The organism is Nonomuraea sp. NPDC004186, assembly GCF_053603495.1.
In genome coordinates this window covers 28,615-49,494 of record NZ_JBSGFQ010000058.1, presented here as the reverse complement: position 1 = coordinate 49,494, position 20,880 = coordinate 28,615, and the positions used below count along the sequence as shown (strand labels likewise).

The window sequence follows — 20,880 nt, the reverse complement described above, 5'->3', positions numbered from 1 at the left end:
TCAGGCGGTGTGCGGCAGGGGTTCGAGCATGCGGTGCGGACGCCGTAGGGCGCGGCTGACGGGGTCGTCCCGGAGGAGGTCGGCGTCGGGGCCGGGGCGTACCTCGATCTCGGTCAGCTCGGGACGGACGCCGCAGGCCGGGCACATGCCGTAGCCGTCGATCCTGGTGTCGCAGGGCACGTGGCAGAAGATCCGCCGCGGCTTGCCCGACAGGTGGCGTTCGCCCCAGCTGCTCAGGGCGAGGGCGGCCGGCCAGAGCTCCTGCCCCATCTCGGTCAGGACGTACTCCTCGCGCGGCGGCGACTCCTGGTAGCGGTGGCGGCGCAGGACCCCGGCGTCCACGAGCGTGGCGAGGCGCTGGGACAGCACGGCCCGCGGGATGTCCAGGTGGGCCAGGAAGTCGCCGTAGCGGCGCACGCCGTACAGGGCGTCGCGGACGACGAGCATCGTCCAGCGCTCGCCGACCAGCTCCAGAGAGCGGGCGAGCGAGCAGTCCTGGCCGTCGTAGTTCTTGCCGAGCGCCATGACCCCCAGGGTAATTCATTCATTGAACCTTGGCGTGTTAGCGTGTGCCTGCATAGTTCAATGAATGAACCAGGGAGACGCCGTGACACTCACCCGATCGGCTCCCGCCCCGACGGCCCCGCACGCGGCGGGCACGGTGGCCGTGGCGGCCTGCGCCGCCGCGCTGCTCGCATTGGTCAACTACACGGTGCCGATGGTCACGCTGTCCCAGGCCGCCGCCGACCTCGGCTCGGGCCCCACCGGTCCCGCCTGGATGCTGAACTCGATCTCGCTCGGCCTGTCCGCGCTCCTGCTGGTCGCGGGCGGGCTCGCCGACGACCACGGGCGCAGGCGCGCCTACGTCGCCGGCACCTGGGCGCTGGCCGCCGGAGCCCTGCTGGCGGCGCTCTCCGTGAACACCGCGATGTTCGTCGTGGCCAGGCTGGTGCAGGGCGGGGCGAGCGCGGCCATGCTGGCGGGCAGCCTGGGCATGCTCGGCCACGCCTACCCGGGCGGCCCGGACCGCGTCCGGGTGACCGGCCGCTACGGCGCGATGCTGGGGCTGGGCATCGCCCTGGGGCCGCTGCTGTCCGGCTCGATCGCCGCCGCCTGGAGCTGGCGCGGCGTGCACGTCCTGGTCGCCGTCGCCGGCGCGGTCCTGGCCGTGGCGGCAGGCCGGGTGCTGCCGGAGTCGCGCAGCGATCGCCGCCGCCCGCACGACCTGCCCGGCGCGATCACCCTGGCGCTCGGCACCGCCGCGCTGCTCGCCGGGGTCACCGAGGGCCGGCTGGGCTGGAACCGGCCCGTCGTGTACGCGTCGTTCGCCGCCGCGGTCGTGCTGCTGGCCGCGTTCACGCTGATCGAGAACCGCCGCCGCGAGCCCCTCATCGAGCTCGGCCTGCTGCGCCGCCCGCTCTTCCTGGTGGCCACCTCGGGCGCGTTCGTCACCGGGATCGCCGTCATCGGGATGATGAGCTACCTGCCGACCGTGCTCCAGGTGACCCGCTCGCTCACCCCGCTCACCAGCGCCGTGCTGTTCTCGCTGTGGTCGGGCATGTCGTTCCTGGCCTCCCTGCTGGCCCGGCACCTGCGCGTCCACTCGGGCGTCCGCCTCGCGCTCGGCCTGCTCCTGTCCGCCGCCGGAGCCCTGCTCACGCTCGGGGTCGCGGACGCCGCCCCCTGGACGCGGGTCGTCGCCGGCCTGGTGGTGGGCGGCGTCGGCAGCGGGCTCATCAACGCCTCGCTGACCCATCTGGCCATCGAGAGCGTGCCGCTCGCCAGGGCCAGCATGGGGTCGGGCGCCAACAACACCGCCCGGTACGTCGGCTCCTCCCTGGGTGTGGCCGCCATGGCCACCACGATCGGCTCGCTCGGCTGGCAGCACGGCACCGACGTCACCACGATCGCCTACGCCGCCATCGCCGCCCTCGCCGCCGCCCTCACCCTCACCCTCGGCCGCTCCCGCACATGAGCGCGTCGCGCCGTCGGACCGTGGCGGGCTCAGGGGAGGTCGCGGCGTCGGATCGTGGCGGGCTCAGAGGAGGTCGCGCTGTCGGACCGTGGCGGGCTCAGGGGATGAGGACCAGGCGGCCGCGCAGGCCGCCCTTGGCCAGGCGGCGGTGGGCGGCGGCGACCTGGTCCAGGGGCAGGGCCTCGGCCACGCGGAGGGTGAGGGAGCCGGCCTCGACCAGCGCGACCAGGTCCGCGAGGCGGGCGCCGTCGGCGCGGATCCAGTGGTCGAACACCTGGGTGCCGCGCAACGGCAGCGGCGCCCCGCCCGCGACCAGCGCGGCGAAGACGCCGCCCGAGCGGACGGCGTCCAGGGCCGCCGCCCCGGTCACCGCGGCGTCCAGCGCCCCGTCCACGCCGCCCGGCACGAGAGCGCGTACGGCCTCGCCCAGCCGCGCCGTACGCGGCACGAACCACTCGGCGCCGAGCCCGCGCACCAGCGGCTCGTCCTCGGCGCCGGCCACCGCGACCACCCGCAGCCCGCGCGCGGCGGCCAGCTGCACGGCGAACCCGCCCACGGCCCCGGCCGCGCCGGTGACCAGCAGCGTCCGCCCGGCGGTCGGCTCCAGCCGGTCGAGCGCCTGCACCGCGGTGAGCCCGTTGAGCGGCAACGTCGCGGCCTCCACCGGCGAACGGCCCGACGGCGCGCGGGTGACCGCGTCCGCGTCGAGGACCACGTACTCGGCCTGGGTGCCGAGCGGCACGTCGAGGCGGTCCGACAGGCCGATCACCCGCTCGCCCGGCACGACACCGGTCACGCCGGGGCCCACCGCGTCCACGATTCCGGCCACGTCCCAGCCGATGCCGATCACGTCCCGGGCCGGCAGCAGGCCCGCCTCGCTGAGCGCCCCGGACCGGGTGGCCAGGTCGACGGGATTGACCGTCGCCGCCTCGACCCGGACGCGGACCTGCCGCTCCCGGACCGCGGGCACCGGCACGTCCGCGACCTCCAGCACCTCGGGCCCGCCGAAAGCGTGAATGACGACTGCTCGCATCGATAACTCCCTCATCAGGTTTCGCTGCGACCAACCTAAGGAGAGCTGCTCTCTATCGGGAAGTACGCACTTCGAGGTGCGTACCGCACGCGGACGAGCGCGGCTCGGATGGCTTCTACGGCCGAACCGGCACCCTCCAGCACCCGCTGATCATGGTCTGTCCCGGACGCGGCGCGCGATGGCCGGTCACCGCTGAACACGGAGAGTATTCGCCAGCGACCCGGTACCCCTATATCCGCAGATCAGCCATCATGTTGCTAAGGGGGTACGCGGGTGAGCGTCACTCGTGGTGATACGGGGAGGCCGGAATGAGATGGTGAAACGGCTGTTTCCACGCTCGATCCGGGCGCGGCTGACCACGGTCGCGACACTGGCGGCGGCGGTCGTCTTCACCATCACGGCCGCCATCACGCTCGCCACCGCGCCCGCCAATCTGCGCGGGGCCGTGCAGACCAGACTGGAGCTGGCCGTCCGCCGGGTGGCCGGCGAGCTGGAGTCGGGAGAGTTCCACACGGTGCTGCAGACCCCGTCGCGGGTCCAGCTCCTGCAGGTGGTCTCGGCCCGCGGCAACGTGATCGCGACCAGTCCCGGCGCGAGTAACATCCCGACCCTGATGAGGTTCCGGGCGGACCAGCCCGAAAAGATCTACACGACCGAGCTCACGCTGTCCCCCCATCTCACCGAGCCCGAGGCCCACTACCTGGTCATGGCCCTGAAGGTGAGCTCGCCGATCGGCGTCACCACGGTGTACGGGGCGGCCTCGCTGACCGACGTGGACAAGGCCCTCAAGTGGGTGGAAGTCCTGATGTTCCTCGGCATCCCGCTCATCCTGCTGAGCGTGGCCGGCATCGCGTGGGCCGTGGTCGGGGCCGCCCTGCGCCCGGTCGAACGCGTACGGGCCGAGATGGCCGAGATCACCGGCCAGGACCTCAGCAGGCGCGTGCCCGTGCCCGACACCGGCGACGAGATCACCGACCTGGCCACCACCACCAATCACACCCTCGACCGCCTCGAACGCACGGTCGAGACCCAGCGCCGCTTCGTCGCCGACGCCTCCCACGAGCTCCGCAGCCCCATCTCGGCCCTGCGCGCCCAGCTGGAGGTGGCCAGCGCCTATCCCGACGAGACGGACTGGAGGGCCACCGGCGAGCAGGCGCTGGCCGCCGCCGACCGCCTGACCGGCATCATCGACGAGCTGCTGATGCTGGCCCGGCTGGACGCCGGCGCGGTCGGCGAGCGCCGCGTGGTGGACCTGGTCCGCGTGGCCGAGGAGCAGGTCAACCGCCGCGCGGGCGGCCGGGTGCCGATCGTCGCCGACCTGTGCGTCTCGGCGCCGGTCTACGGCTCGCCCCTGCAGCTCGACCGCCTGCTGACGAACCTGCTCGACAACGCCACCCGCCACGCCGCCACCCGGATCGACCTGGAGGTGGCCGTGGACGGCGACAAGGTGACCGTCACGGTGACCGACGACGGTGACGGCATCCCGCCACAGGACCGGGAGCGGGTCTTCGAACGCTTCACCCGCCTGGCCCCCGCCAGGGCCAAGGACAAGGGCGGCAGCGGCCTCGGCCTGGCCCTGTGCCGCGACATCGCCGCGGCCCACGACGGCACCCTCAGCCTCGCCGACCACTCACCCGGCGCCCGCTTCGTGGCCGTCTTCCCGGTGCCCGAGCACTCCTGACATCGCTGTTCGGAACTTTTCGGAACACGGCGTATTCCTTGTTGGGCCCGGGCACCCGGGCCAAGGTGAAGGTCATCCAGGTTCCCGTACCTCCAGCCATCCGTGCAGAGCACAGGGAAGGAATCACCCCGATGACCGCGATGATCGCAAGACTCGCCGACAACCTGCTCCAGCGCCTGGTCCCGCGCGCCGAGGCCGCGGCGGCCTGCCCCGGGTGCGGCTCCGACTGCCAGACCCGCTGCTGCACCACGGGCGCGCGCGTCATGTACATCACGTGCTGCCCGAGGATCGGCAGCACCGGCTGCAACTGCTACTCCCGAGGCGACTGCTGACCGACGAGGGCGACGGCCGTCACCCGTGCCCGGCACGCGGTGACGGTCGGGTGAGCCCCGGGCGCGCCGGCTCGCCATGATCGTCTCCCGTCTCGACGAGCTCGTGGAGCTCTTCTCGCCCACCCACAACGAAGGGGAACAGCATGACCGTGCTCGTCGTCGCCGTGGTCCTCGTGGCAGCGCTCTGCCTGCTGGATCTGCTGCTGACGTTCGGGGTGATCAGACGGCTCAAGCAGCACACCGTTCACCTCGAGGACCTGCTGCAGCGCCGCTACCTCGGCCAGGACATGCTGCCGGTCGGCTCGCGGATCGGCGCGCGACCGAGATGGTCGAGCGGCTGGCGCCTGTGTCGCTGGTGGTGGTGGAGGAGATGGGCGGGCCGGTCAGCCGGGCGTTCGAGGCCAACGCCTTCCCCGGGTACTGCGTCGTGGACGCCGAGGGGTACGTGATCGCGACCGGGCCCGACATCATGCGGTCGCCGGTCGTGGCGATCGGGTGAGGTCGACCGCCGGACAGGCCCTGGCGCTGGTGTGGCGGGCCGCCTCCGGCACCCTCCTCGCCTACCTGGCGAGCGTGCTGCTCGCCTCGGCCGTACCCGTGGTCATGGCGTGGCTGACCAAGCTGATCCTGGACGGCCTCGTCACGGGCGGCGTGCTCCTACCGCTCGCGGCGGGCCTGGCCGCGAGCGGGCTGGCGGGGGCTGGCCAGGTTCGAGGACCCGGCCATGCTCGACCGGCTGCGGCTGGCCGAGCAGAGCGCCGCCGCGCCGGGCCGCGTGGTGGACGCGCTGTTCGGCCTCGGACGCGGGGCTGTGACGCTGGCCGGGTTCGTCGGCTCGCTCCTGGTGATCAGTCCCGCGTTCACCGCCGTCGTGATCGGCTCGGCGCTGCCCGCGCTCGTCGCGGAGCTGCGCCTGGCGCGGGGGAGGGCGCGGGTGCAGTGGGAGATCGGCCCGGCCGAACGCCGCGAGCTGTTCTACGGCACCCTGCTCGGCAGCGTGGACGCCGCCAAGGAGATCCGCCTGTTCGGCCTCGGTGGCTTCCTGGGCGGCCGGATGATCGCCGAGCGGCGGTCGGTGGACGCCGCCAAACGCGGCCTGGACCGGCGGGAGCTGGCCGTGCAGAGCGCGCTCGCGGCGCTGTCCACGCTCACCGCCGGAGGAGGGCTGATCTGGGCGAGCTCGGCGATGACCTGGCGGGCCGCGGCCTCGGTGATCGGGTCGGGGGTCCTGCTCGCCGCCGCCACGATGAGCCGGTAGCCGAGGACGGCCAGCTCCTCTCCCAGCGGCCAGACCGGGTCGTCGGGCCGTGAGGTGGCCGGGGTGCGTACGGACCGGGCGGCGACGCGGCGGTGCGCGTCGAGCCAGGCCGCCGTCTCCTCCGCACGGCAGCCGCAGGCCCTGGTGAAGGCCACGACCAGCTCCCGGCGGGGCAGCCGGTTACGGCCGAACGCCGAGGCCAGCGTGCTGTACGGCAGGAAGTCCCCGGCAGCCGCCGCATGGGCTTCGAGCTGCCGGTACGTCAGCCCCGACCACGCCTTGAGGCTGCGCAGCCCCGCGACGAACTCGGCGGGCGTACGTAATCCGATGGACGGGATGGCGGCGGCATGGTCGGTCACGGGTGAAAGCGTCGATCAAGGAATGTTGAGCCCGCGTTGAGCATGCGTCGAGCACCCTCAGTCCGGCCGGTAGTCGTGCATGTAGCGGGAGACCTTCTCGGTGTAGTCGCGCCACCGTTCGGGGATGCCGCCCGCCCGCTTCAGCGGGTCGACGCCGCTGCGGTAGAGGGCGGCGAGCTTCAGCGCCGGGTCGCCGGGCAGGTCCGCGACCCTGGGGCCCAGCGTGCACAGGAACCGTCCCATCGACAGGATCGACAGCTCCGGGCTGAACGGCGGCGCGGGCTTCGGGCTCTGCAGGCCGCCCGGCTGCCAGTACCACAGCACCGACGGGGTCCACCTGGAGATGCCGTACTCGTCCTTCACCGGATCGGACAGGCCGGGGTCGTAGCCGGACTCCGCCTTGAGCATCGCGGCGATCAGGGCCGGGCTGAGCCCGGGCTCCTGGCAGTACGTGCCCGCCTGCACGATCAGCTCGCGGTACCGGCCGGGGATGTCGGAGCCGTCCCGCAGCCACCGGCTGGTCGAGCCGCTCGCGGGCGGCGTGCTCGCGGCCGCGCGGGTGCCGCCGGGCTGGTCCGGGCTCTGGGCGAGGTTGACGGCCACGACGGTGACGGCGGCCGCGGCCACGACGGCCGCCGCACCCCCGGCGATCACCCTGCGCCGGCCCGTTTCGGACGGCCGCATATGCGCTTCCCCGCCCGACGGCCGCACCTGCGGTTTCCAGTCCGCCGACGGCACGGCGGTGGACGATGACAGGGCCGCGGCGTAGGCGGCGGCGTCGGGCCAGCGGGCCTCCCTGCCGGGATCCAGGGCGCGCATCACGGCGGCGTCGACCGACTCCGGCACCTCGGGACGCAGCGCACTCGGCGGCACCCGCTGCTCCGGCTTGGCGGGCACCCTGCCGGTGAGCATGTGGTAGGTCAGCGCGCCCAGGCCGTGGACATCGGCGCGCGCGTCCGGCGCGCCGTCGAAGTAGAGCTGCTCGGGAGCCTGGTAGCCGGGCGAACCCGCGGGCAGCGTCAGCCCGCTCAGGTGGTCGGTGGACCGCGCGATGCCGAGGTCGGCCACCATCACCCGCTCACCGCCCTCGGGACGCGAGCAGAACAGCACGTTCGACGGCTTCAGGTCGCGGTGGACGACCCCGATGCTGTGCAGCACGGACACGCCCTGGCAGATGTCGCGCATCAGGCCGAGCGCCTCGTCGACGGTGAGCGCCCCGCCGGACAGGCGGTCCTCCAGCGTGCCGCGGTCGGCGTAGGTCATCACGAAGTACGGGCGGCCGTCGTCGAGCTCGCCCACGTCGAAGACCTGTACGAGCAGGTGGGAGTCGGCCCTGCGCAGCAGCCGCGCCTCCTGGAGGAAGCGCCCGCGCACGTCGGGCCGGCGGGCCCAGTTGTCGGCGAGGATCTTGACGGCCACCGGCGAGCGCAACTCGTCGTCATGGGCCAGATAGACGGAGGCGAACCCCCCGACACCGATGAGCTGCTCGATCCGGTAGCGACCTGCTTGGGACGGAGCCGTCATTCAGCTCATCATCGCCGATCATCGTGGATCCGTCCACGCGCCCTGGTAGCTACCAGGTTACGGAAATGGCCCCGCGCCCCGCAGGATCGACGCGGATACCGACATCGGGAGGAAAAGCATGATGAGTATCCGACGGGCCGCGCTCGCCGCGGCCTTCGGGCTGGCGATCGCGGGGGTTGCCGGCCCAGCTGCGGGGAGCGCCACGGCCGCCGCGGGCGACGCCAGCCCGTGCGGGAAGCCGTTCCGGCACGGTGACGACACGGTCCAGAACTGCCCCGACTGGTCGCCGAGCGGGAGCATCCCGGTCTACGAGTCGCCGGCCAAGGGCAAGATCGTCGGCTACATCGATCCGGCGGGGGACGACTGGTACCTGTGCGAGAAGGCCGGGGCGAGCTACACGCTGGGCTCGTACCGGAACTACTGGTGGGCGGCCACCATGGCCGACAACGACAGGTGGGGGTACGTCAGCGAGGTCTACTTCCGCGGGGGCGGCAACGACGAGTCCGATGGCGGCCTGCGGGAGTGCAGGCGCCCGGGTGGCAAGCCGTTGCCCGTATGACCTGGACACCTTCACCGGCACGCGAGTAGGGTCCCGCGGATGCACAGCACCATCTTGATCCAGATGGCGGCGGCGCCTACCGACGACCGGCCGTACTCGCTGGAGCTCGCGCCCGGGGAGCAGGCGCTCTTCGGGCGCGGGGCTCCCGGCTCTCCCGTGGATCTCCGGCTGGACGACGCCGCGGTCTCCCGGCGCGCCGGCGAGATCGTCGCGGTGGGGGACTACTGGCTGCTGTCCAACCTCAGCACGTCGAAGACGTACGTCGTGGAGAACCCGGAAGGGGGCGGGGAGTTCGTCAAGGTGCCGCCGGGGCGGATGGGGGCGCCGATCCCGTTCGAGTTCTCCAGGGTGAGCCTGCCCGCGGTCGACGGCACGGTCTCGTTCCTGGTGTTCGCGCCGCAGCACGTACATGTGCCGCCGCACCGCGCCGACGAGGGCGCGGCCACGCAGGTCGCCTACCCGCTCGACCAGAACGCCAAGTACTTCCGCATCCTGGTGGCGTTGTGCGAGCCGCGCCTGCGCGACCCCTCGACGTCGCGCATACCGACGATCCCCGAGATCGCCGAGAGGCTCCCCGAGCTGGAGCTGAGCCGTACCGCCATCGGCTTCCACATCGGCTACCTGGCCGAGAAGAAGCTGCACGTCAAAAGCCCGCAGGGCGGTGAGGGCAAGGCCGACTGGCAGCGTCACGCGCTGGTGTCGCTGGCGCTGAGGTTCGACCTCGTGACCAGCGAGCACCTGGCCCTGCTGCCGGTGCCCGGCCGCTGAGCGTCAGCCCGGCCGGAACGCCCTGACGGCCAGGACGGACGGCACGGGGCGCTCCTGCGGCTCGTACACGCGCCCGACGGCCAGCCCGGCGTCGACGAAGGCGTTCATCAGGTCGGACAGCGGCACGTGGCTCATCCCGACCCGGTCCCGGACCCCGCCCTTGCGCCACCACGGCGAGCGCTTGTGCCACCCCTTGATCCGGTACGTGGGATGGATGATCACCGCGCCGTCCTCGCGGGATTCGATGTGGGGGCCGTTGAAGCACGGGTGCACCCCGTAGAACAGCAACTGGCCGCCCGGGCGCAGGACCCTGGCCGCCTCCCGCAGCAGCCCGGCGAAGTCGGGGATGTCGGTCGAGACCCAGATCGCGGTGACGGTGCCGAACGTGCCCGTGGCGAACGGCAGGGCCGTGGCGTCGCCCTGGAGGAGGGGCGCGGGGTCCCGGCGGCGGGCCAGTCGCAGCTGGTCGGCGGAGCGGTCGAGGCCGATGACGGTCCGGCCGGTGGAGCGGATGGCGTCGAGATAGAGGCCGGTGCCGCAGCCGACGTCCAGGCACGGCCCCTCGCCGGGGCCGAGGAGGTCGACGATGTCCTGCGTGGTGACGTGGGCGCTGGAGCCGATGTACTCGTCGTACCAGTCGGCCTGGCCGTCATAACGCGCAGTCATGATCTATTCATACCTGCCGCGGCGGGGCATCGAGGGGCGTCCTTGCAAGGGCGGTCAAGGAAAATTACTCGCCAAAGCTATACAAATCGGACTTAAGGCCATAATCTCGACATGCCCCAGCCCGGGGAGCTGGCTGGGGCACCAAAACCTCATGGCGCGTCACCGGGAAGCCGAGCGGGTCGAGCGGATCGCCCGCACCATCGCCTCGGAACACCGGCAAGCGGAGGCCATCGCCTCGATCGCCTCGATCGCCGAGGTCGCCGTCCCATCCCGGCGCCTGTTCGCCGAGGTGGCGTCGCACCTCCTCGTGAACCGCGGTCAGAAGGTGGCGATCGGGTTGACCGGACTGCCGGACGTACCGGCGAAACGGACCGGCGCGACCGCGAGGTGGAAGTCCCACTGGCCGAGCTCGGCGGCCGTCGTCGCGCACGCCTCCAGGTCGCAGTTGTCGAGCATCCACAGACCCATCGCGACGAGGCTCACGGCGTGAACCGGCATCAACACGTCTTCGTACCCCGACGGCTGAACGTCCTGGGGGGTGTCAGCGCCGATCAGCGCGACCTCCCGTTCCTGCAGCCACGGCAGGCAGGACGCGTGCCAGCCGGCCTGCGTGAAACCGCTGACCGCACCGCTCTCGTGCCGGACGCGGCCATAGCCGGTCCGCAGGAGTACCGCGTCGCCGGATCGCACCCGCACACCCTGGCGACGCTCGGCCTCCTCGAGGTCGTCGGGAAACACACCCTGCCCGGGTTCCAACCACGGCACATCCCGCACGCTCGCAATGTCCAGCAGGACACCACGCGTGATGATCCCGTTCGCCGCCGCCGTGACGGACGCCCACGCCGATCCGGTTGCGGCGTCGACCAGCGAGTGCGACCGCCCGTTGTACATCGTGCCGTCCCAGAAGATGTGGCACGGCGAGTCGATGTGGGTGATGGTGTTGCCGTGGAACGTGATGCCGAGCCGCTCGGACGAAAAGCCCCAGCGCCGGTCATTGTGGAATGCGGCCACCGGCATGTTCTCGGCACCCGGCATGTCGGCGGCGCACGGGCACGTCGTCGTCGACCGCTCCATGTCTTCCGGTACGGCGACCTCCCATGCGCACGACACGCTCCTGCCGTGGCGCACGGCCCGCGCCGCCGCCAGGCGGACGTCGTCGGTGATGTGGTTCAGAGTGCCGAGCTCGTCGTCGTCGCCCCACCGTCCCCAGTTCGATAGCGTGTCGAAGTACCCGAGCACGTCGTCCTGTGTGGGTATCGTTCGCCCTGCCGTCATCCCAGCATCGACTCCTCCGGTCACGTGGTTCGAGGCACCGCAGGCAGGCTATCCCGCCCTCTCCTTTGATATGACCTCTTTGATATGACCTCGCCGGGGCCGGAGAGACGGTGTGACCTCGATTCGCGTCTGAGGGCGACCCCGACCTCCGAAAGAACCCAGCAGGAAAGATCATCCAGGCCATCGCCGTGACCTTCTCCGCCATGGTGCTCGGCGTCGCCCTCCTCGCGGGTCCGGGCTTCTTACCTTGCCGGAGCGGCTGACAGTCGCTGCGAAGACGGCCAGAAGCCCCCATCAGCCCCGCCCGTCTCAGCACGGAGAGTCCACATCTCCGGCTGAAGATCGGCGCTCAGCGGATAGAGCTGGATGAACCCGGACACCTCACCGCTCAGCCGCCAGGTGCTGGGGGGACATGACGGCGATGTCGTCACCGAACGCGACGACCAGCCGGCCGCCCGACGCGACGGCGACATGCGACACCGCGCCGGGCAGATCCGCCCGTCGAAGCCGGTGCCCGCTGTCCAGATCCCACATCCGGACGGTTCGATCCGCGCCGCCGGTCACCACGGCGGGGCGGCCGTCCAGTTCGGTCACGGCCACGGCCATAACCGGTGCCGTGTGCCCGATCAGGGGGTCTCTGACCAGTTTTCCGCTGTTCAGGTCCCACACCCGGACTGTCTGATCCGCACCGGCGGTCACCGCGACCGGGGCGCCGTCCAGGTCACTGATCGCGACGGCGTTCACGGCTCCGCTGTGACCTGTCTCCGGCTGACAGACCGGGCGGCCGCTGGACAGCCACCACACCCGGATCTCGGGCGTGTCGGATCCGTGTCCGGCGGTGACCGCCACGCCGCGGCCTCGGAGCGAGCAGACGGCTGCGGCGGTGACATGGGTGTACCCGCCGCCGCGCCCGGCGACGGCCGTACACATGGAGCCGCTGTCCAGGTACCACACGCGCGCCTGGTTGTGCCGTCCGCCGGTCACCACCACGGGGCGGTCGGTCAGCCGGCCGGTGGCGAGCGCGGTGATCCGGCCGTTGTGGTCATGCCGGTAGTCCGAGGTGGTGAACGTGATGTCCAGCTCCTGACCCTCAGGCAATCGCAGCAGCCGCGGCACGAATCGCTGATTACAGGTGATCACCGCTACGGGGCCCCCGTGGAAGTCGGCCAGGGCGAGCTGTGTCCGTCCTTCTCCGGTGGGGATGGCGGGGGTCACCGCAGTGCCGTCGGCCAGGTCGGTGACGCACACGTATCCCTCGCCCCATCTGGGGTCGTCGGCGGGGCCGTCGTGGTGGGCCGTGACGATGACCTCGCGGCCGTCGACCTCGCAGACCGTCAGGGCGGTGATGTCGCCCGGCAGGCCGCGCGGCGCTCCGGCGGCTGGGGCGGCGCACGCGGCGGTCAGGTCCCACGCCTGCACCACGGACGAGAGCATGCCGCTGGTGACGGCGATCGGACGGCCGCCGGCCTCGGCCACGCGGATCGCATCAGGTTTTCCGCGCCCCGGAGGCAGGGGCGCGCACAGCGGCTCTCCTGTGGCGAGGTCCAGCACTCGTACGCGCCCGTCGCGGTCGAGGGCTACCACGATCGAGCGGCCGTCGAGTTCGGCGGCGGCGAGCGAACTGCTGCCACGCGCCAGCACGTCCTCGGGCAGCAGTTCGCGAACGAGAGTCCCCTCGCGCAGATCCCGCACTTCGACCGGGCCGTCGTAGCCGCCGGTGACCACGACGGGGCGGCCGTCGAGAGACAGGGCCAGCAGGCTTTCCGGCCGGCCGGAGGTCTCTGTCGGCGCCGCGACCTCCGTCCCGTCGAGGGGATCCCACACCCGCACGAAGCCGTCGTAGTCACCGGTGACCGCGACCGCGCGGCCGTCCAGGGTCGTCGTGGCGATCGAGACCACCCTCGTGTCGCCGTGCGCCTTGTACGGCGTGCCCAGAGGGCGCTGCGCGAGCAGGTCCCAGACTTTCACCGCCGATCCGCCGGAGATCGCCACCGGACGGCCCGCCACCGTGGCGACGGCCAGCGGATCGCTTACGTGACCTTCGGTGACGAACGGCGGACCGACGCGCTCCCCGGAGCCGACGTCCATCACCCAGACGCTCGCCCGTACGAGGTCGTCGACGATGCTGTACCCGCTGACGACCAGCGATCGACGACCGTCGAGCACCACGCTCTCCAGGGCTTCGACGCCTCCGTCGTCGAACACGGGCCTGCCGACGCAACTGCCCGACGCCAGGTCCCAGGTCCAGCCGTCACGGCCGAAGGCCGCGACCGTCACCACGGCTTGGCCCGGCGACCCGCCGGCCGCCATCGCCCAGACTGCGGCCGGCCCGAGCCTTTCGTGGTCCGGCAGATCGGCCGACCACAGCAGCGCGCCCTTCAGCGACGTGCCCGTCGCCCACTCCACCCGGTACGGAGCGGCCGCGCCGTGCTCGTCCGGCGCCTCGGCGAGCCGTCGCCCCAGATCATCGGCTTGCCACCGGGCGGCGTCCACGGTCAGGACCTGACGGCGCGCGGCGGGAGGCAGGTCACGATGCCGGCCGGCGGACGTGCGGTAGACCGCCGCGGCCAGCCGCGCCTCGGCGCCGTCTGCTCGCGACGCGAGCGCCATCACCTCGTCGGGGTCGGCGTGGATCAGGAAACGCGGATCGCCCAGCGTCTCGTCGGCCGACGCCCGGCCCGAGGCGTGTGACTGGCCGGGGCCGGGTAAGTCATGATCGCCAGTAGACACGACGAGCAGGCTAACACCGGCCCGTGCCGGTGGTGCCCGGATGCGGCAACCACCCCTCGTCCACAACCTCGACCATCGACTCGCCCGGCACCGCGCGCAGCCGGACCACGTTCCCTTGCCCTTGCCCGTGGCGCGCTTACACCCTCAAGGCCCCCTGCGCCCGTGCTGTGCGAGCCGGTCAGTGCGCCTTACGCGCCTGAAAAGATCGTCTCGCTTTGACCTGCAAGGAAGTCGTGTCCTCATCAAGGCCGCCGACCCCAAGCCGCGACACCCGCTGTACGGCGGTGCCGGAGAACCTCAGCGAGACGATCAAAGCCTGCGCCTGCAGGGGGCAGCAATGCCGCGACGAAATCATCTCGCGCTGACGCCGACCGATGCCGGGTGAAGGCTGCCCCCGAGAGTGAGGGTCAGCCCGCTATGCCCTCCTCCTCACCCGTGGGCTCGGTGCCCGTCATGAGCCCGGCGTTCGTGGTGCCGAACTCGTACAGATAGACCGGCTTCTCCTCGCGCAGCAACTGCAGGATCCCGGTGAGCTGCGACAGGTTGAGATGGATGAAGATCTGGCCCGCGGCCGCGTCGATCACCGGCGGCGCCAGCGGGGTGCCGTCGGGGTAGAAGTAGGCGTAACCGCGGTAGGCACCGCCCTCGTACAGGTAGATCCCGGTGACTGCGACGCCGGGGCTGAGGTTCGTGGTCGGCCTGGAGGACCAGACTCGCACGCTGTAGCTGTCGATCGTGTAAGTGGCCATCGTCTCGCTCCTTTCCGCTCCTTAGGAGGGACGCCCACGACGGCTGATACGTGATGCGTGTCCGCATGCGGCCAGGACACGCGGCGCTGGACATCTGTGGCGGCAGCGGCGGCGCGGCACAGGGCGACCTCGGAGATGCCGACCGCGGTGACCTGCCAACCGCGGTGGGCCGGCCATGGTGGGCCAGCCACGGTGGGCCAGCCAGGTGGGCCAACCACGGCGGGCAGGCTGTGGCGGGCCGGCCACGGCGGGCCGGCTGTGGTGGGGCGGCCACGGTAGGCAGGCTGTGGTGGGGCGGCCACGGTGGGCCGGCCCCAGTGGGTGGAGTGCGGTGGGTTGGCTGCGGTGGGCTGCCCGGAGCGCGGCGACGCCCTCGCCGCATCCCACGTCGAGTGTCTGGCACGGCGGGAAGATCCTCGGCCCCGGCTACGAGCACGTCGTTGGGTTGGCACTGAATGCCTGGTCACGGCTGCGGTGCATCGTGTCCGAGGGCTGGGTGCTCATGTCGCGTGGACCTTGCGTGGGACGTCGGGGGTGCTCGCGTGTTGTGCCCGCTACCGCCCCGACGACCCTCGCTCCCTCTGAACTGCCCCGCAGACGCCTGCGACAAGAGAGAGCCCCGAGCCTTGGACGTCCCCCCGCCGAGCGCCTGCTGGAGGACTTCCTTGGGCCTGCTTCCCTGGACACAACCGCCCCGTACTTCCGCGCCGGTACCGCCGAACAGGCCGCCGTCGCCGACCGCATCTTCGGGCCGCGACAGCCCCTCGGGCCGTACCGCCAATTCCTGCGCGGTTCCTTCTCGATCCCGAGCCAGGTCACAGCCGATATGTCAACGTCCCCGGCAGGTGCGGAGCATGTTGAGCAGAGCCTTCTTCTCCTTTCTTGTCACGAAGAGCCGGTAGTGGTGCTTCACGGTGATCCACGAGGTCGCGTAGCGGCACCAATAGGCACGGCGCGCCGGACGCCAGCCCTGCGGCCCCTGGCCACCCTTGGCGATGTTGGCGGAGTGGCTGACGACGATCAGTTCGGGTCGGGTGAGGTCATTCGCGAAGGCGCGCCTGCGTGCCTGGCTCCATCTGCTGGCGCCGGAACGCCAGGCGTACGACAGTGGCACGACGTGGTCGACGTCCACATGCTTCTCGCTCTTCAGCCACTTGCCGTCGTACGGGCTGTACCAGAGGCCCTTGACGGGGTAACACGTGGCGTTCTTGCGCACGCGTCGCGCGTCGCGGGCCAGCACCGTCTCCCGGGTGTCGCACTTACCCCTGTGGTGCGCCCATCGGGGCAGGAAGCGCCGGTGGGCATAGCCGCGGATCGATAACGCCCTGGCGACCTTCAACTGGGACAACATACGGCGGGCGAGCGCGGCGCCGGCTTCGGCCTGCGGCCGCTTGCGGGTGTCGGCCGCCGCCGGCGGGATGGCGATGATCGGGAGGACTAAGAGGGCGAGCACGGTCACGTGGATTGTCCGCCTCAAAAGGATCATGGTTCCATCCATACTCGGTAACTCCCCGTTGCGGGCGGCGCTACTCAGTGCGTCACGTTCCTGTGGCGCGGCGGCACACTGTGCCCTGCGAGGCTGATCAGTACGGCCCGGTGAAGATGGCCCCAGGACACCTGCGCAGCCCCCATCCCCGCTGAGCGCCCGACTTTCCGGCCGCCGCCCGCCAACCCGTGCCCAGCACCCCCACGCCGCCCCAAGCGCTTCAGCCGAGGAAGTGCCGGTAGCGCATTAGCCTGGCACGGCGGCTCGTCGAGATCACCAAAGTTCATGTCCATCGGGCACTTCTGCGTTGACGGGCGCAAGATAGGCAACCGGATTCGGGGCGGCCCAGATGGGGTTCCACGGGGTGTGCCCCCGGTGAGGGCGACGCCGACGCTCCAGCTCGCCCCGCCGAGGACCGGGCTGCGCTGTGTGCTCATCCAGTCAGTCGTAGCCGCGGCGCGAAGAGCCGGACGGTCCTCGAGCCGGCCAGCCGGGACACCGCGTCCCGGCGTGGCGCCAGGGTGCTCACAGGAAGGCGCTGACCTGGGTGGCGAACTCCTCCGGATCGACGATCCGCACGCCCAGGCTCTCGGCCTTGGCCCGCTTGGACCCGGCCTTGTCGCCGGCCACCAGCAGTGATGTCTTGGCCGACACGCTGGAGGACGCCTTGCCGCCCGCGCGCTCGATCAGCTCGTTCATCTGGTTGCGGCTCAGCGCCTCCAGCGCTCCGCTCATCGCGCCGGTCACCACGACGGACATCCCAGCCAGCGGCAGCTCGGACGCGCCGTCGGCCTCACCAGGCTCGGCGGGTGGTGTCCAGCCCGGCTCCGTCATGGAGACGCCGGCCTTGACCAGCTTGTCGATCAGCGGGGCCAGCTCGATCAGCTCGGCCACCACGACCGGGGCCTTCTCCGGACCGATGCCCTCGACCGCCTGGATCGCCTCGGCGTCGGCGGCGCGGATGGCCTGCATGCTGCCGAAGTGGCGGGCGATGCGGCGGCTCATGGACCGGCCGGTGCCACGCACGCCGAGCGCGCAGAACACCCGGCTGAGCGGCTGGCCCTTGGCCCGATCGAAGGCGGCCAGCAGGTTGTCGGTGCTGGTCTCGCCCATGCGCTCCAGGCCGAGCAACTGATCGCGGGTCAGGAAGAACAGGTCGGCGAAATCGGCGATGAGGCCCGCGTCCAGCATCTGCTTGATGCGGTTCTCGGCCAGGCCCTCGATGTCGAGCTGGTCGCGGCCCACGGCGTAGACGATGGAGGCGATTGCGCGGCACTGGCGCCCGCGCACGCACCGCCACCGCTCCTGCGAGTTGTCGATGGCGTCGCCACAGGAGGGGCAGGCCACCGGGATCTCGATCGGCTGCTCCTCACCCGTGCGCAGATGCACGACCGGCGCTTCGACCCTCGGGATGACGTCGCCCGCCTTGTAGACGGTCACGCTGTCGCCGAGCATCAGCCCGCGCCGGGCGATGTCGGCGGGATTGTGCAGGGTGGCGTAGGTGACGATGCTGCCGTCCAGCTCCACCGGCTCCAGCACGGCGCGCGGGGCGATGATGCCGGTGCGGCCGGTGTTCCACTCCACGGCGAGCAGTTTGGTGATCTTCTCCGTGGCGGGGAGCTTGTAGGCGATGGCCCAGCGGGGCGCTCGGGAGCTGAATCCGGCCTCGGCCTGGTCGGCGGCCAGGTCGCACTTGATCACGATGCCGTCGATGCCGAACGGCAGCTCGGCGCGGACCGCCGCGATCTCCCCCACCCGCTCCTGCACGCGCTCAACGCTGTCGGCCACGATCCCGGCGACCGGCGTGACGGCGGTGGTCTGCACACCCTGCGCGGCCACCCAGTCCATGATCTGGCTGTGCGGCAGCTCCCGCAGCCGCACCGCCAGTTCAGAGCTGTCGTCGGAAGGTGGCAACACCCCATAAGCGAAGAATGTCAGCTCGCAGACGTACGGCCTGTCCTGGGCACGCAGCGTGCCCGCCGCCGCGCTGCGCGGGTTGGCGAACGTAGTGCCGTCGTGGGCTTGCCGCTTGGCGCAGGCCTCCTCGAACTGGGAGGCGGTCATCATGACCTCGCCGCGCAGCTCCACCGTGACCGGCTCGGCCAGCCGATCGGGCAGGCCGACGATGGTGCCGATGGCGTGCGAGACATCCTCGCCCGCGCTGCCGTCGCCGCGCGTGACCAGCTGCGCGAGCCGCCCGTGCCGGTAGCGGGCCGAGATCGCCAGCCCGTCGAGCTTGGGCTCCACGCTCCACGCCGTCACCGGACGGCCCAGCCGGCGCTCCAGCGAGGCCGCCCAGTCGGCAAGCTGCTCGGCGCCGAACACGTTGTCCAGGCTCAGCATCGGCACCGTGTGCGGCACGTCGCCCACCACGGCCCCGCCGGCCACCTTGCCCGTCGGCGAGGACGGCAGCACCGCCTCGGGGTGGGCCTCTTCGTACGCCTGGATGCCCCGCACCAGCCGGTCGTAGGCGTCGTCGTCAAGCGTGGAGGTGCCGTCGGCGTAGTAGGCGGCGGCGGAGTCAACGGCGAGCTGAACGGCCTCGGCGTAGGCCGTGTCATCGGCGAGGACGGTGAAGGGCGGCGTCTCGGTCATGGCACCACCATGCCGGTAGCCACCGACAATTCCGAGACCCAGATCCCTTCCAAACCGGCGATCGGACTGCGGCGCCTCGGACGCTGCCTCGACACGGATCGGCGGTCATGACGACGCAGCGGCCGCCAGGCTACCCCGCCCCTACGCCAGCCCGAAAAAGTCTCCTCATGCACCATGAAGTGGTTTGCGATGGTGACACGGCGCGAGGTCCATCGGTGCTGCGTGGCGACAGGTTCGCGCCCGCCTTGATCGTCGATTCCATCGACTCACCCGACATGGTGATGGTGAACGTGCCGACAACTCCGCAAAGCCAGTAAGAGGAAGAGGGATAAAGCGGTTGTACGTACGCGAATCACCGGGGCATTGTCCCGAACGGTGAGCCCCGCGAGGGCTATGCCACGGCCACGCCTGCCGAACCGCATGGCGACTGGCTCACTGACCGCGAAAACCCACAGCAACCTGGCCGTGGCCAAGCTCAACGCCCGTGACCGCGCCCAATTTGCGGTTTTCGCATTCAACGCCTGATATCCGGGGCACGGCTCGGCAGATCCGCGCGGCGCGACAGCGAACGGGTCGGCTGTGACGGCGGCCTCGTGGTGCTCGGCTGCAGGTACCGGGGCGCAGGGCGACGGCGGTGATCAAGCCGGTCACGAACTCCACGGCTGGGCGGGCTGCTCGGGACCGTGCAGGAGCCTGCCACCGACAGGATCGACCAGCCTGTATCTGGTGCTCGAGTGCGACCTGCCAATGAAGGACTTCGCGTTCACCAGGTCGTGATCAAGGAATGGCAGAATCTGCGATCTCCATGGAAAGGAACCTCATGAATCGGATGATCGTGGGCGCCGTCGTGTCGGCCATGACCATGCTCATAGCCGCCACCCCCGCCCAGGCCGCCGCGGCGGACCCGGTCAAGACGTTGCAGGGCAAGCTGAAGGCGGGCAAGGGGGTGAAGTTCACCGACGTCACATCCTTACTGCAGGATTCGGAGAAGATCACGTTCCTTCGGCGGTCCGGGAAGTGGCAGTTCGGCAAGAAAGGCATCGCCGCGTCCGACATCACCACCGACTACAACAAGCACACCGGCGGCATCTTCGACTACATGTACTCCCTGAACGGCGGGCGTACGATCTGGGTCGACGGCAAGAGCTGGACCACGCACCCGATGTACGGCGAGGTGCCCAATGGCAAGAAGTACCTCGTGGACCCCTGCGCATGACAGGCAGCTACATCGGCACCTTTTCCCAGCTCGTGAACCCGGCCGAGCCCGCCACGCTGAAGGTCCTGCTCAGGGGCAAGAAGCAGGGCCGTACGTACTCCGGCAAACTCACCTACGCGGCACTGGCGAAGGCGTCACCCTGGTTCCGAGCGTCATCGCCGCTCAGCGAGGGCGACAAGACCGTGGTGGAGTACAGGCTCACGCTCGGCCCTGACAATCTCCCTCGCAAGCTCCTCACCTCGCACCTGGCCTCCACCCACGTCGCCGACGGCGTCGAGGTAGGGGACGGGCGCTTCAGCACCGAGACCAGCTACTCGGGATGGGGCTCGAAGGTCAGCGTCTCCGCGCCACCGAAAAGCCAAGTCGCCGGCTGAGCCCGGAACCGGCTTCGCTACTTCCGGGCAGGTTCGCTGCGCGACCGTGACGAGTCCACCCTCAAGGTCCGTCACTCCTACAGCAACGGTCGGCCGCCGCTGAGCCGATCGTCTGGGAAGGCGGCCCTCGTCCAGGCGGCACTGCGTGGGGGACGGTTGGCGGGGTGGTACCCGGCAGCGATGCGGGCTGAGGCCTCCTCACCCAAGCGCATGTACCGGCCGAGACCGGTCAGCCACTGGTCGTGGCTTGCAGACCGGCCCAGGTGTTCACCGCGCAGGGCCGTCTGGATGCCGGCGGCC

Annotated in this window: 19 protein-coding genes; 10 read left to right on the top strand and 9 right to left on the bottom strand. The window is 71.1% G+C overall.

The window, feature by feature from the left end:
• Entirely contained in the window at window positions 1–525 is a 525-nt protein-coding gene (locus tag ACWEPL_RS37670) for a winged helix-turn-helix transcriptional regulator (protein WP_363972714.1), read from the bottom strand.
• A gap of 82 nt (window positions 526–607) precedes the next feature.
• Between ACWEPL_RS37670 and ACWEPL_RS37665 the strand changes: the two genes are divergently transcribed.
• Complete coding sequence (locus ACWEPL_RS37665; RefSeq protein ID WP_452438993.1) at window positions 608–1,975, top strand: MFS transporter; 1,368 nt, start codon at window positions 608–610, stop codon at window positions 1,973–1,975.
• 97 nt (window positions 1,976–2,072) lie between these two features.
• Here the strand turns inward: ACWEPL_RS37665 and ACWEPL_RS37660 are convergent, their stop codons facing one another.
• The gene (locus tag ACWEPL_RS37660; protein ID WP_452438992.1) at window positions 2,073–3,008 is read right to left on the bottom strand and encodes an NADP-dependent oxidoreductase; all 936 of its coding nucleotides are present in this window, start codon (window positions 3,006–3,008) and stop codon (window positions 2,073–2,075) included.
• A gap of 313 nt (window positions 3,009–3,321) precedes the next feature.
• Between ACWEPL_RS37660 and ACWEPL_RS37655 the strand changes: the two genes are divergently transcribed.
• The 5 genes from ACWEPL_RS37655 (at window position 3,322) to ACWEPL_RS37635 (ending at window position 6,678) form a co-directional block, all read left to right on the top strand.
• Entirely contained in the window at window positions 3,322–4,689 is a 1,368-nt protein-coding gene (locus ACWEPL_RS37655; RefSeq protein WP_452438991.1) for a sensor histidine kinase, read from the top strand.
• Window positions 4,690–4,820: 131 nt separating this feature from the next.
• A complete protein-coding gene (locus tag ACWEPL_RS37650) occupies window positions 4,821–5,021 on the top strand; it encodes a hypothetical protein (protein ID WP_452438990.1) in 201 nt (66 codons plus the stop codon).
• A 325-nt stretch (window positions 5,022–5,346) separates the two neighbouring features.
• Window positions 5,347–5,520 carry a hypothetical protein gene (locus tag ACWEPL_RS37645; RefSeq protein ID WP_452438989.1) on the top strand — a complete coding sequence of 58 codons (174 nt, stop codon included), beginning with the start codon at window positions 5,347–5,349 and terminating at the stop codon, window positions 5,518–5,520.
• Between the two features lie 225 nt (window positions 5,521–5,745).
• Window positions 5,746–6,279 carry a hypothetical protein gene (locus ACWEPL_RS37640; protein WP_452438988.1) on the top strand — a complete coding sequence of 178 codons (534 nt, stop codon included), beginning with the start codon at window positions 5,746–5,748 and terminating at the stop codon, window positions 6,277–6,279.
• A 63-nt stretch (window positions 6,280–6,342) separates the two neighbouring features.
• On the top strand, window positions 6,343–6,678 hold the full coding sequence (locus ACWEPL_RS37635; protein ID WP_452438987.1) for a hypothetical protein: 336 nt from the start codon (window positions 6,343–6,345) through the stop codon (window positions 6,676–6,678).
• A gap of 17 nt (window positions 6,679–6,695) precedes the next feature.
• Here ACWEPL_RS37635 and ACWEPL_RS37630 read toward each other — a convergent pair whose 3' ends face one another.
• Window positions 6,696–8,162: a serine/threonine-protein kinase gene (locus ACWEPL_RS37630; protein ID WP_452438986.1), complete on the bottom strand. Its 1,467-nt coding sequence runs from the start codon at window positions 8,160–8,162 to the stop codon at window positions 6,696–6,698.
• A gap of 118 nt (window positions 8,163–8,280) precedes the next feature.
• Here ACWEPL_RS37630 and ACWEPL_RS37625 point away from each other — a divergent pair, with 118 nt between their 5' ends.
• Both ACWEPL_RS37625 and ACWEPL_RS37620 read left to right on the top strand, forming a co-directional pair.
• Window positions 8,281–8,721 carry a hypothetical protein gene (locus ACWEPL_RS37625; RefSeq protein ID WP_452438985.1) on the top strand — a complete coding sequence of 147 codons (441 nt, stop codon included), beginning with the start codon at window positions 8,281–8,283 and terminating at the stop codon, window positions 8,719–8,721.
• A 39-nt stretch (window positions 8,722–8,760) separates the two neighbouring features.
• The gene (locus tag ACWEPL_RS37620) at window positions 8,761–9,489 is read left to right on the top strand and encodes an FHA domain-containing protein (protein ID WP_363972683.1); all 729 of its coding nucleotides are present in this window, start codon (window positions 8,761–8,763) and stop codon (window positions 9,487–9,489) included.
• Window positions 9,490–9,492: 3 nt separating this feature from the next.
• Here ACWEPL_RS37620 and ACWEPL_RS37615 read toward each other — a convergent pair whose 3' ends face one another.
• The 6 genes from ACWEPL_RS37615 to ligA all read right to left on the bottom strand — a co-directional run bounded on the left by ACWEPL_RS37615 (window position 9,493) and on the right by ligA (window position 18,990).
• Window positions 9,493–10,155, bottom strand: a complete 663-nt coding sequence (locus ACWEPL_RS37615) for a class I SAM-dependent methyltransferase (RefSeq protein WP_363972680.1) — start codon at window positions 10,153–10,155, stop codon at window positions 9,493–9,495.
• Window positions 10,156–10,473: 318 nt separating this feature from the next.
• A complete protein-coding gene (locus ACWEPL_RS37610; RefSeq protein WP_452438984.1) occupies window positions 10,474–11,394 on the bottom strand; it encodes a cyclase family protein in 921 nt (306 codons plus the stop codon).
• Window positions 11,395–11,811: 417 nt separating this feature from the next.
• Window positions 11,812–14,160 (bottom strand): WD40 repeat domain-containing protein, encoded by a 2,349-nt coding sequence (locus ACWEPL_RS37605; RefSeq protein ID WP_452438983.1) that lies wholly within the window; start codon window positions 14,158–14,160, stop codon window positions 11,812–11,814.
• A gap of 407 nt (window positions 14,161–14,567) precedes the next feature.
• A complete protein-coding gene (locus tag ACWEPL_RS37600) occupies window positions 14,568–14,909 on the bottom strand; it encodes a hypothetical protein (protein ID WP_350739345.1) in 342 nt (113 codons plus the stop codon).
• An 829-nt stretch (window positions 14,910–15,738) separates the two neighbouring features.
• Window positions 15,739–16,395 (bottom strand): HNH endonuclease family protein, encoded by a 657-nt coding sequence (locus ACWEPL_RS37595; protein WP_452438982.1) that lies wholly within the window; start codon window positions 16,393–16,395, stop codon window positions 15,739–15,741.
• A 525-nt stretch (window positions 16,396–16,920) separates the two neighbouring features.
• Window positions 16,921–18,990: an NAD-dependent DNA ligase LigA gene (gene ligA, locus ACWEPL_RS37590; protein ID WP_452438981.1), complete on the bottom strand. Its 2,070-nt coding sequence runs from the start codon at window positions 18,988–18,990 to the stop codon at window positions 16,921–16,923.
• Window positions 18,991–19,810: 820 nt separating this feature from the next.
• Here ligA and ACWEPL_RS37585 point away from each other — a divergent pair.
• Together ACWEPL_RS37585 and ACWEPL_RS37580 are read left to right on the top strand one after the other, a co-directional pair.
• Complete coding sequence (locus ACWEPL_RS37585; protein WP_452438980.1) at window positions 19,811–20,206, top strand: hypothetical protein; 396 nt, start codon at window positions 19,811–19,813, stop codon at window positions 20,204–20,206.
• Window positions 20,203–20,580 (top strand): hypothetical protein, encoded by a 378-nt coding sequence (locus ACWEPL_RS37580; protein ID WP_452438979.1) that lies wholly within the window; start codon window positions 20,203–20,205, stop codon window positions 20,578–20,580. The genes ACWEPL_RS37585 and ACWEPL_RS37580 overlap by 4 nt, the downstream gene beginning before the upstream one ends.
• Window positions 20,581–20,880 lie beyond the last annotated feature (300 nt).

What these genes read in the sequence shown, in the direction of transcription:
- ACWEPL_RS37670 (WP_363972714.1), bottom strand. Translation starts at nt 525, where the DNA reads ATGGCGCTCGGCAAGAACTACGACGGCCAGGACTGCTCGCTCGCCCGC.
- ACWEPL_RS37660 (WP_452438992.1), bottom strand. Translation starts at nt 3,008, where the DNA reads ATGCGAGCAGTCGTCATTCACGCTTTCGGCGGGCCCGAGGTGCTGGAG.
- ACWEPL_RS37655 (WP_452438991.1), top strand. Translation starts at nt 3,322, where the DNA reads ATGGTGAAACGGCTGTTTCCACGCTCGATCCGGGCGCGGCTGACCACG.
- ACWEPL_RS37650 (WP_452438990.1), top strand. Translation starts at nt 4,821, where the DNA reads ATGACCGCGATGATCGCAAGACTCGCCGACAACCTGCTCCAGCGCCTG.
- ACWEPL_RS37645 (WP_452438989.1), top strand. Translation starts at nt 5,347, where the DNA reads ATGGTCGAGCGGCTGGCGCCTGTGTCGCTGGTGGTGGTGGAGGAGATG.
- ACWEPL_RS37640 (WP_452438988.1), top strand. Translation starts at nt 5,746, where the DNA reads ATGCTCGACCGGCTGCGGCTGGCCGAGCAGAGCGCCGCCGCGCCGGGC.
- ACWEPL_RS37630 (WP_452438986.1), bottom strand. Translation starts at nt 8,162, where the DNA reads ATGACGGCTCCGTCCCAAGCAGGTCGCTACCGGATCGAGCAGCTCATC.
- ACWEPL_RS37625 (WP_452438985.1), top strand. Translation starts at nt 8,281, where the DNA reads ATGATGAGTATCCGACGGGCCGCGCTCGCCGCGGCCTTCGGGCTGGCG.
- ACWEPL_RS37620 (WP_363972683.1), top strand. Translation starts at nt 8,761, where the DNA reads ATGCACAGCACCATCTTGATCCAGATGGCGGCGGCGCCTACCGACGAC.
- ACWEPL_RS37615 (WP_363972680.1), bottom strand. Translation starts at nt 10,155, where the DNA reads ATGACTGCGCGTTATGACGGCCAGGCCGACTGGTACGACGAGTACATC.
- ACWEPL_RS37600 (WP_350739345.1), bottom strand. Translation starts at nt 14,909, where the DNA reads ATGGCCACTTACACGATCGACAGCTACAGCGTGCGAGTCTGGTCCTCC.
- ACWEPL_RS37595 (WP_452438982.1), bottom strand. Translation starts at nt 16,395, where the DNA reads ATGATCCTTTTGAGGCGGACAATCCACGTGACCGTGCTCGCCCTCTTA.
- ligA (WP_452438981.1), bottom strand. Translation starts at nt 18,990, where the DNA reads ATGACCGAGACGCCGCCCTTCACCGTCCTCGCCGATGACACGGCCTAC.
- ACWEPL_RS37585 (WP_452438980.1), top strand. Translation starts at nt 19,811, where the DNA reads ATGAATCGGATGATCGTGGGCGCCGTCGTGTCGGCCATGACCATGCTC.
- ACWEPL_RS37580 (WP_452438979.1), top strand. Translation starts at nt 20,203, where the DNA reads ATGACAGGCAGCTACATCGGCACCTTTTCCCAGCTCGTGAACCCGGCC.